7 protein-coding genes are annotated in these 10,158 nt (G+C 32.0%); all 7 read left to right on the forward strand.

What is annotated here, in order from left to right; translation table 11 throughout:
* The first annotated feature begins 47 nt into the window (after positions 1-47).
* Entirely contained in the window at positions 48-827 is a 780-nt protein-coding gene (locus ABMA45_RS08310) for an N-acetylmuramoyl-L-alanine amidase family protein (protein ID WP_022089431.1), read from the forward strand.
* 37 nt (positions 828-864) lie between these two features.
* On the forward strand, positions 865-1,503 hold the full coding sequence (locus tag ABMA45_RS08315) for a sortase (RefSeq protein ID WP_022089432.1): 639 nt from the start codon (positions 865-867) through the stop codon (positions 1,501-1,503).
* Positions 1,504-1,719: 216 nt separating this feature from the next.
* Positions 1,720-3,426 carry a Cna B-type domain-containing protein gene (locus ABMA45_RS08320; protein ID WP_022089433.1) on the forward strand — a complete coding sequence of 569 codons (1,707 nt, stop codon included), beginning with the start codon at positions 1,720-1,722 and terminating at the stop codon, positions 3,424-3,426.
* A 128-nt stretch (positions 3,427-3,554) separates the two neighbouring features.
* Positions 3,555-5,111 (forward strand): SpaA isopeptide-forming pilin-related protein, encoded by a 1,557-nt coding sequence (locus tag ABMA45_RS08325; RefSeq protein WP_022089434.1) that lies wholly within the window; start codon positions 3,555-3,557, stop codon positions 5,109-5,111.
* A gap of 246 nt (positions 5,112-5,357) precedes the next feature.
* Positions 5,358-6,221 carry a class C sortase gene (locus tag ABMA45_RS08330; RefSeq protein ID WP_022089435.1) on the forward strand — a complete coding sequence of 288 codons (864 nt, stop codon included), beginning with the start codon at positions 5,358-5,360 and terminating at the stop codon, positions 6,219-6,221.
* On the forward strand, positions 6,178-6,987 hold the full coding sequence (locus tag ABMA45_RS08335; protein ID WP_022089436.1) for an LPXTG cell wall anchor domain-containing protein: 810 nt from the start codon (positions 6,178-6,180) through the stop codon (positions 6,985-6,987). Before ABMA45_RS08330 ends, ABMA45_RS08335 begins: the two co-directional genes overlap by 44 nt.
* Positions 6,988-7,225: 238 nt before the next feature.
* On the forward strand, positions 7,226-10,158 hold a 2,933-nt coding region (locus ABMA45_RS08340; protein ID WP_348030134.1), incomplete at its 3' end, for a PKD domain-containing protein.

The raw sequence follows: 10,158 nt of genomic DNA on the forward strand, positions 1-10,158 counted from the left end.
ATTTGTATAAAGTCAAATATCGAATTGAATAATTCGGAAAAGAGTAAATGACGAATATAATTAATTGGATGAAAACGAGTTTTACAAATATGTACGAAATACTAAAAAGAAATATAAAAATTGAAGCGGTTATGGCATTTCTTTTGCTGATGTCGATTACTATGATTGCCTGTAATATGGAAAAAATCGTGGAAAGCGATAATAAAGAAACTAAGAAACAAGAGTATAAACCATTTAGTGGTTACACAATAGTTATTGACCCGGGGCATGGAGGAATTGACCCCGGGAAAATAGGTATAAATGATGCACTTGAAAAAAATATTAACCTATCCATAAGCCTGTACATAGAAGAAATTTTAAAAAATACAGGAGCAAAGGTTGTGCTTACAAGGGAAAGTGATACCGGACTTTATCAGGAATCGGATGGAAATAAAAAAAGGGCCGATATGGAAAACCGCTGTGAAATAATAAATAAAGAGTATTTGAAAAATGAAAAAACAATAGTTGTAAGCGTTCATCAAAATAGTTTTACTTCGGAAAATGTAAAAGGAGCGCAGGTATTTTATTATCGAAATTCTGCAGGTGGTACGGAACTGGCGAAAATAATGCAGGCAATATTAAACGATAATATAAATATAAACAATAAAAAAGAAATCAAGGAAAACACCAGTTATTATATGCTGTTACATACAAAATGCCCTACAATAATAGTGGAATGTGGATTCTTAAGCAATTGGGACGATGCAAATAATTTGTCGTCAGACGATTATCAAAAAAGAATGGCAGGTCTGATATGTAAAGGAATCGAAGAATATTTGAAGAAATAAATTGAAAAATGTTAAAAAAGTTGCAGGCAAAAATAAAATGAAATTAAAAAAAGGAAAAAATTTAAAAAAGCCAAAAACATTTATAGCAAAAATTACAATTGTCATGGGGTGCATTTTGCTTGGAACAGCAGGCACCCTGACAATTAAAAATACTATAGAAAATCGAAATGCAGGTATATCTTCTGAAAAAATAATCAACTATATGGAAAACAAAAATAATGAATCTGGATATTGCGATAATAAATCTAATCTGACAGATAGTTACTCTGAATCTGATAAATTCATAGAATTTTCAAGTGAAAAATATGTAGGAATATTAATTATTCCGTCTCTAAAAATCAAACTCCCAATAAATGAAAAATGGTCATACGAACAGTTAAAGAAAACTCCGTGCGTATATAGTGGAAGTGTGGGCAACGCAGGATTTGTTTTAGCTGCACACAATTATTCAACGCATTTTGGAAAAATAAAATATTTGCGAAAAGGCGATGAAATTATATATAAATCCGCAAACGACTCCACGTTTTCCTATAAAGTAGAAAGTGTGGAAAATTTATTGCCCACACAGGTCGAAAAAGTAATAAGTACGGAATATGATTTGACCTTGTTTACATGTACATTTAATGGACAGGCAAGAGTTGTTGTGAGATGTAAAGATGTAAATATTATAAAATAAGATGTCGGATTCAAAAGCCCCCACGACTTTGATGCCTACGGATTGTTCCGTGCTAGGCATTCCATCTCATAATCCCCATTCGCAAAAATCCCACTTTATGGAATTAAATTTGGAATATTTGGCAATAATGCTTCATATGATAACAAGCAGAGAAAAACAAGACAAAATCTAATTGAAAATACAATTGCCAAATATAAAAGTGGGAGAGATATGATCATGAAAAAAATAATCCAAAAAAGTAAAAAAATAATAGCAGTAGTAAGCATGTGTTTAATATGTGCTACGACATTTGCAGGCGAAGCAGTTATGCTAAATGCAGATGTGAATAACAGTCAGAAAACCGAGTCTATAGTAAATTTTGCGGCAAATGATATTCCTGTGCCGGACGCTACGATAGTATCAACTGACAAAGTATTTCCGTACAATCGACTTCAGGTCAAAGATATAGATGGAAATGCAAAAATTGTTGAGGCAGGAGAAGGAGTCAGAGCTTATCAGGACGTAAGTCGCGAAAGTATGAAAGGCGATGTATGGAATGGGACATGGAATGGAGCGATAAAAGGAATATACGCTTCATTTAGTAATAAATACAATGGGATAGCGATTCAATGTAAAGGTTCTAATCCTAATGCAAACAATTATAAGACAGATATGAACGCCGGGTGGAAAAATAAAGATTTAGATGTAGAAACAACTACAATGAATTTTAAAGTCAAATATTTTGAAGTTGGAACATACGATGGAAAGCCGGTAGGAGCTTATGCAAATATAAAAGTTACACCATTTAAAAACAGAACGTCAAAAAATGCAACAACTACAGGAAATGTAGGAGAAGGATGGAACTGGGGTAAAAATAATTATGGACCATATTCATATTATCCGACAATTCAAATAAGCAAATCGCTATATAGTGGCTGGGTATGGCAGAATGTAAAAGAATTTCATGTTGATTTGGAGTTTTATTATTTAAACACAGATGGAACATTTGGAAACAAAATTGTTCTAAATGACATAGGAACAGTTGACAGTCCGGTTGCTGATTATTACACAATAAATTCTCTTAACCCGGCGGATGTTCAGGAAGGGGAAAATCCGGCAGCATACTATGGACCGGAATATGTAGTGCCACAAAATCCGCAGAATGTAAAAGCATATGTTTATTCAGGAAAATTTTCAAATACCATTCCATGGAGCAGTAATATTGTAGGAATGTATAAAGACAGCGGAAACAGATTTGGAACACAGTATGGTTATAACGGCGGAACAAATCCGTGGAGCGGAGATATTTATGACAGCACATTTGGAGTGCCTGATAACTGGCTTCAAAATTCAGTTACAATTATGCCACAGTCAACGTCTAACGCTTTCAGTTTTACATTGGGAAATTTTATGAGGTATCCGGATAACGGAGGAGTTCCAAGAACAAATCAGGTGTGGGCATCATTTAGCACGACACCTCTTGGAAGTAAAATTGACAGACCCTTAATAGATTTAAATATATATAAAAAATGGAAAGGAACGGAGCAGATTCCGGATTCCATAGAAGTAGAAATCTATCGAACAATCAAATATAAAGATTCCACAGAAGAAAAAACAGAATATTTTAACACAGTTACAGTTAAAAAAGAAAACGGATGGAAAGAATCCGTAGAAGGGCTGCTTACAAGAGATACAATAGGAAATCAGTTTACCTATAGTGTAAAAGAAATTAGTGTTGCGGGATTTGCTTCAGAATTTACATCAAAAACAAATCAGGCTACTGCAACAAAAAATGCAAGCACAACTTATACAATAACAAACACAAAAATATATGAATTGCCGGATGCCGGAGGCGCAGGAAGTGAACCGTTTGTAAAAACCGGTCTAATAATTATGTTGTGTGCCGTAAGTGTTTTAGTTGGTTGTTTGCAGAAAATAAAATAAAATTTTCTAATAGAATGATGGAAAGTAAGAATAGAATATATGAAAACTTTCTAAAGCAAAAAGCATGTACCACATTTGAATTTATAAAAAACAAATGTGATTACAAATAAATAAAAAAGGAGCATTAAATGAAAAAAGTATCAAAACTTTTAGCAGTTGTAATGGCATTTTCTATTATGGTTGCATTAAATGTAGCTGTATTTGCCACAACAACAAAGACAGACGGTACAAAAGCTAATGTTGTAAATGGAGGAGAAACAGTAAAGATAAATGTTTTAACAGGAAATGAAAATGATGTGTTAAATGCATATAAAGTAGTTGAAACCATTTATGACAAAGATACAAATACAATAAACCGAAATTTTACGGCGACATTTGAACAGTTTAAGGCTGCAAAGACAGAGTACAAGACAATGACAGTAGATGATTACGTTAAACTAAACGAAACAAAATTAAAAGAAGTGTTAGGAAAATTTGCTTCTTATGTAAGAACAAATAGTGTTGCCCCTGAATATGTATCTACAAACATTTCAAACGAAGAAAAAGCTGAATTTGAAGCTGTAGCAATGGGACAGTACATTATTGTTGGAAGTGGAAACACAAACGGGGCATACATTTATCAGGCTGTTACAGCAGAGGTTGAGCCATTTGTTGAAAATGATGAATATAAAATATATGAACAGTATTCGGTAAAAATGAAGGCAAGTAAGCCTACTGTAGAAAAAGATATTATAAATGGCACTGCGACTGATGGAAACAGACAGACAGCAAGTGTAGGGGATGTTATCACATATAAATTAAGTGCAGCAGTTCCCATTTATCCGGAAGGCGCAACAGATACTACATTATATTTAGGCGATGAACTCTCAGAAGGACTTACTTTAGATTTAAGTTCTATTGTAGTTAAAGGTGAAAATGGAGAAAATTCAAAAACTTTAACAAGTGGTAATCAGTACACAATAAAAGAAGAGGGTCAGAAATTTTATGTAGATTTAAACTACGGAAAAATTAAAACGTATACAACTGTGACAGTAGAATACAAAGCAACATTAAATGAAAAAGCTAAAGTCGGAACAGCAGTTGGAAATGAAAATATTGTAGAGTACGTTTACAAAAATTCTCCATTTGATGGAACAACATATAATTCTGAAGATTCTGACAGACCAACACCGGACACCCCGGGATTTGGAGATGATGATGACAAAGAAATTGTTTATACATTTGGCGTAGCCATCGAAAAGATTGATAAAGATAATAATGCTGTAAAACTTAAGAATGCAAAGTTTAAGTTATACGATAATAAGGAATGCAAAGGTGATGCAATCAAAGAGATTGTAACTAATGAAAATGGAATTGCTTCATTTGAAGGATTAAAAGCCGGAAAATATTATTTGGTAGAAACTATGGCTCCGTCAGGTTACAAAAAATTATTAGAGCCAATTGAAATTGTTGTAAATGCAGCCAGTGGAATATACACAATCACAGCCGACAAAACAGAAATTACAACAGATATAGAAAAAGAAAACGGATACAAAAAGGTTACAGTTGAAAATAAAAAAGGAGCAACACTTCCAACTGCAGGTGGAATGGGAACAGCATTATTTGTAGCAGGCGGATTAATAATTATGTTAGGCGCTGCGACAGGTGTTTATGTAATTAGAAGAAAAACAGTTAAAGAAAGATGATAAACTGTTTCCCAAAATATATTTTTTAAATTTCATATGAAAAATTTTGAACTATAGAATATTAAAAATAAACCTAAGACAAATATTGGGGCAAAGGTTAAAGGTAATCTTTCATATAAAGATTATAAGTTTGTATCGGTTCGAATCCTCTATAAGTTTAACTATAAAGCTAATCTTGCATATAAAGATTAAAGCCTTTAACTTTTGACTTCAAAATAAACTGAAAATGGCAATAGGGAGATAGTTATGAAAAGAAAAACGACAACAATAATATTGGTTATAATTTTTTTGATGGGTTTCTCCGTGTTACTATATCCGGTAGTTAGTAGTTATGTAAACCAAATGGACGCAACAAAAGCGACTGAACAATATGATGAGCTAATGAAAAAAATGGAGAATAAAAAGTCAGAAAGTATATTAAATGAGGCTAATTTATATAATGAAAATCTGACAAAAGATAATGTGGAATATAAAAACCAAGAAGAAAATAAATATGCCGACATTTTAAATGTAGACGATTCAGGAAGCATGGGTTATATTTCCATACCAAAGATTAAGGTGAAAATTCCAATAAAGCATGGGACTACAGATGAAGTGCTAAGTAAATATGTAGGGCATTTGGAAAGTTCATCTTTACCTGTAGGAGGAGAAAGTACACACGCCGTACTTGTAGCTCACAGAGGGTTGCCAAATGCAAAATTATTTACTGATTTGGATAAAATGGAAATTGGTGACAAATTTCAAATTACAGTATTAAATAAAAAATTATTTTATCAGGTGGAAGAAATTTCAGTAGTAAAACCTGAAGACATTTCAAAATTAAGTATTGAAAAAGATAAAGATTATGTGACTCTGGTTACATGTACGCCATATGCTGTTAATACACACAGACTATTAGTAAAAGGGATACGAATAGACGAAGATAAAGCAGAAAAATCAGACAATAAACAAAAAGTAAATCCGTGGAAAGTAGTAATAATAGCACTGGCTTTGGTGTTGATTATAATGACATTATTTGTAATAACATTTGCAGTGTGCGTAAATAAAGGAAAGAGGGTGTATGAATATGAGAGAGAAAGCAATAAAAAACACAATAATTTGTGCGTATAAAAATTTAAAATCTAAAGCATATAAGAAAATTGTAATGGCATTAATGATATTTATAGCTGTTATACAGGTTGGAATTATATCAAATAATAAAATAAAAGCAGCTCAGACTGAAAACAATCAGTATGAAATAAACATTGCTCTTAAAAATGAAAATGTCATATTTGCAGATAGAGAAGTTAGAATTTATAAAATTGCAGAAAAAAATGAAAATGATAAATATATTCTTTCAGGGACATTTGCAAAATATCCGATTGAAGTAAATGACATAAAAAATAATTCCGACCTGAGCAAAATTGCAAATACGATTTCAGGTTATATTAGTTTAGATGGAATATCGGCAGATTATGTAGGAACAACAAATGAACAGGGAAAAATGAAATATGAAAAAGCAAAAGATGGTATGTATTTAATGCTTATTGATGCTTGTGTGGAACAGGATAAAATGTATGAATTTGTTCCGCAGATAATTGCAATTCCATATATAAATGACAATAATGAATTACAACAAAGCATAGATGTGGAACCTAAAAGCATATCAAAAAACATAGAAAGCAAAGAACAGGAAAGTAAAAAAGATGAGCGTAAAAGAAAAAACAAAGGAAATACATCTGAAAAGCAAAGCAAAGAAAATGATCAAACAACAACAGCTAAATATGACAACAAACTTCCACAAACAGGTCAGGACAGAGCTATAGCAGTCATATTGGCAACAGTTGGGTTGGTAATGATTGCAGGAGGTGTGGTGGTTATTAAAAGGAATAGGTGAAATTTGTGCACGGTCGAAAAAGGTCGAAAACTTTCACTTTACATTTTGCGACAAATAAGATAAAATCGATTCAAAACAAAATGTAATGGGTGAGAAAAACTGAATGTATTAGGGGAAATTTGAATAATAATGTATGGTTTAGCATCACTTTTTACAAAGTGGTGCTTTTTTTATTCGATTAACCTACAAACTAATTTTATCTACTTTACATTTTGAGATTAAACACAAGGAGAAGGATATGAAAAAAATAACACAAAAATTAATTGCAATAATGCTGGTAATGACAATTGTTGCGGGAGGAATAAGTAAAGAGGCATTCGCAGATACAGGAGTAATCAGGTGCAATGATAAGTATTTTGATACTTTAAAAGAAGCTGTAAATGAGGCTTTAAGTACAAATGATGGTGACGGTGTAGTAACTATATTACAGGACATTGAAGCAAATGAATTTATACAGATAAATGAAAATCAAAAATTAACAATTGAAGGACAGGAACATGTAACAATAAATGTTAAGGAAACATCTAGATTTATAGATATAAAAAAAGGTGGAGTGTTAAACTTAAAAAATATAGATATTGACGGAACAGATATAAAAGCTGAATATGGTAAAACACCTTTTTATGTAAGAGGGGAAATAAACCTCAATAATGCAACAATTAAAAATTTTAGTTCAAACAGCTCGACAATAATTCTTAATTCGGCAAAGCTAAACATGGATAATGCATCCGAAATTTCAGAAAACAGCAACATAACATGGGGAGGATATGGAGGTGCTATAAGCATTGAGGGATTATCACATGTAAAAGGCGGAGTAGTAAGAAACAACTGGGGAAGTTATTATGGAGGAGGACTGTATGCATCAGGAACGGCATACATAGAAGGAACAACTTTCATAAACAATGGCTGTAAATGGTACGGTGGAGCTGTTGCCTGTGGTTTAGTTGGTGGAGGCATAGTCTATATGAAAGACTGTCTGTTTGACGGAAATTATGCAAATTGGAATGGAAATGCTATTTATTTAAATAATTCAGGTAACTGTTCAATTTATAACACGGAAGTCAAAAATGTAAGTAAAAACGTAAGTGGTGCGATTACTATTACGGGTAAAGGAAAAACAATTATAGCAGGATTAAATGTAAATAATAACTCGGTAAACAATGGAAATGTATATATTGCCGGAAACAATGTCAGTTTCTTAAAGCCCGGAACATATGATACTGAATTTGGAAAAATAGAAACAAATAAAAATATAATAGAAAACAATAAGGCAAACAGAGGCGGAGGAATTTATGTACAGGGAAATTCTAACGTAAATATTGAGCAATGTGAAATAAAAAATAATACATCCAATAGAGGTGGGGCAATCTATAATGATGGAAATATTGTTATGGATGATGTCGAAATTAGTGGAAATGTTGTAAATGATAAAAATGGTAAAATAAATATGGGAAATGCCATTTTACAAAATGGTACATTGGAATTAAAGGAAAATGTTCAGATAAATGGAAATATACATTTAATTAAGGATAAATATATAACTATTGATAAAGAATTACTTTATCACATGGATAAACAAAGTGCGTTAAACATAACAACAGATGAAAAAAATGAAAATGAATTTAGAAAAGTAGCTGAATTTACAAATGTATTGGGCGAAAGTCTGGCATATAAGCTTGTTTCCGATGAGGGAATAAAACTGGAAAACACAAGTAACTTAGTTGCTGATTCTAAGTTGGTAGCTATAAATAATGAAATAGGAATAGCAACAAAAGTATATAAAAAGGAAGTAGTATGTAAAGACGAAAAGGGAGAAAACATACAGGGAATGGAACTTGCCCTATATAAAGATGATGATAGTAATAAATATTTAGGAACTACAGAAGCAAGTGACGAAAACGGAAAAATCGTTATAGACAATCTTGTTGCAGGAAAATATAAATTAAAACAGAAAACAGTTCCAGACAAATATGAGCAGGATAACTCAAAAACAGTAAATTTTGAAGTGGGAGAAGAAAACGTAGAGCAGATAGAATTTTCTGCTAATTATAAAGATGAAGCACCTACTGCAGTAATTACATTTGAACATAAAAAGATTCATATAGCACAAAAATATACATTTAGTGCCGATAAGTCTATGGATGATAGGGGAATTGTAAAATATTCATGGGATTTTGGAGATGGAACACAAAAAACGGGGAAAACAGTAAAGCATGAATATCTTCAGCCAGGTGATTACATAGTATTGTTGACAGTAACCGATACAAAAGGACAGACTAATACAAAAAAATTAAAAATAACAGCGGATGGAACGGCAGAGGGAATGTATCAGTTAGGATTAACTGTTACGGATACAAATACAGAAGCACCTATAGGTAATGCTGAGGTTTATATTGTAAATAGTAAAAACGAAATAATCAGTTCAGGAAAAACAGCTAATAATGGAAAGTATAATTACTATTTAAAAGGAAATGAGAGTTATTCAATTGTTGCTTATGCAAACGGATATTATAGCAGGGCGACAAGCCTTAATATGGGTGAAACATCAAAGAAAATAAATCTGTATTTAAGTTCTAAAGACACAATACAGGCAGATGTAAGCTATAAAGAAATGTCGTATAGTGAAATAGTAGAAGCAGGAATTGATACAGACAGTGATGAAAACAAAAAAATATTTAAATATTCAACTAAATTGGTATTTAACAAAATGACTTTTCCTGTTAATTTCTATGTAAATGAAAAAGGAGATATTGTTAAAAATGAAAATAAAGGTGGAGGTGAAGCTGCTTCATCAAGAGAAGACAATTTTTATATAGAACCAATAAAGGCAGACGGAAATGGTACAGTATATTATTTAGTTGTAGATGGAACGACTAAGTGGTTGAAGGATATGTTTGACGTTCAGGTACTGGTTGTTAATAATTCTAAATGTGAATATGTAGATAATTGCAATGCGAAAATTAATTTGCCGGAAGGACTTTCATTAGCAGCAATGGCTGCAGGTGAAGATAATAGCGAAAAGAAAGAGATTGGAAAAATTGAAAGTGGAGAAAACAAAGCTGTAAACTGGTATGTACGAGGGGACAAAGACGGAGAATACAAAATAAGTGTAACAGTTGAAGGTGAAATGAAAGATGATAAAGGAGAAGTAGAACCATATCAATTTAGATA

The organism is Eubacterium sp. CAG:156, from assembly GCF_000434315.1.
GTDB classification, from domain to species: Bacteria; Bacillota; Clostridia; order Lachnospirales; family Lachnospiraceae; genus Eubacterium_U; species Eubacterium_U album.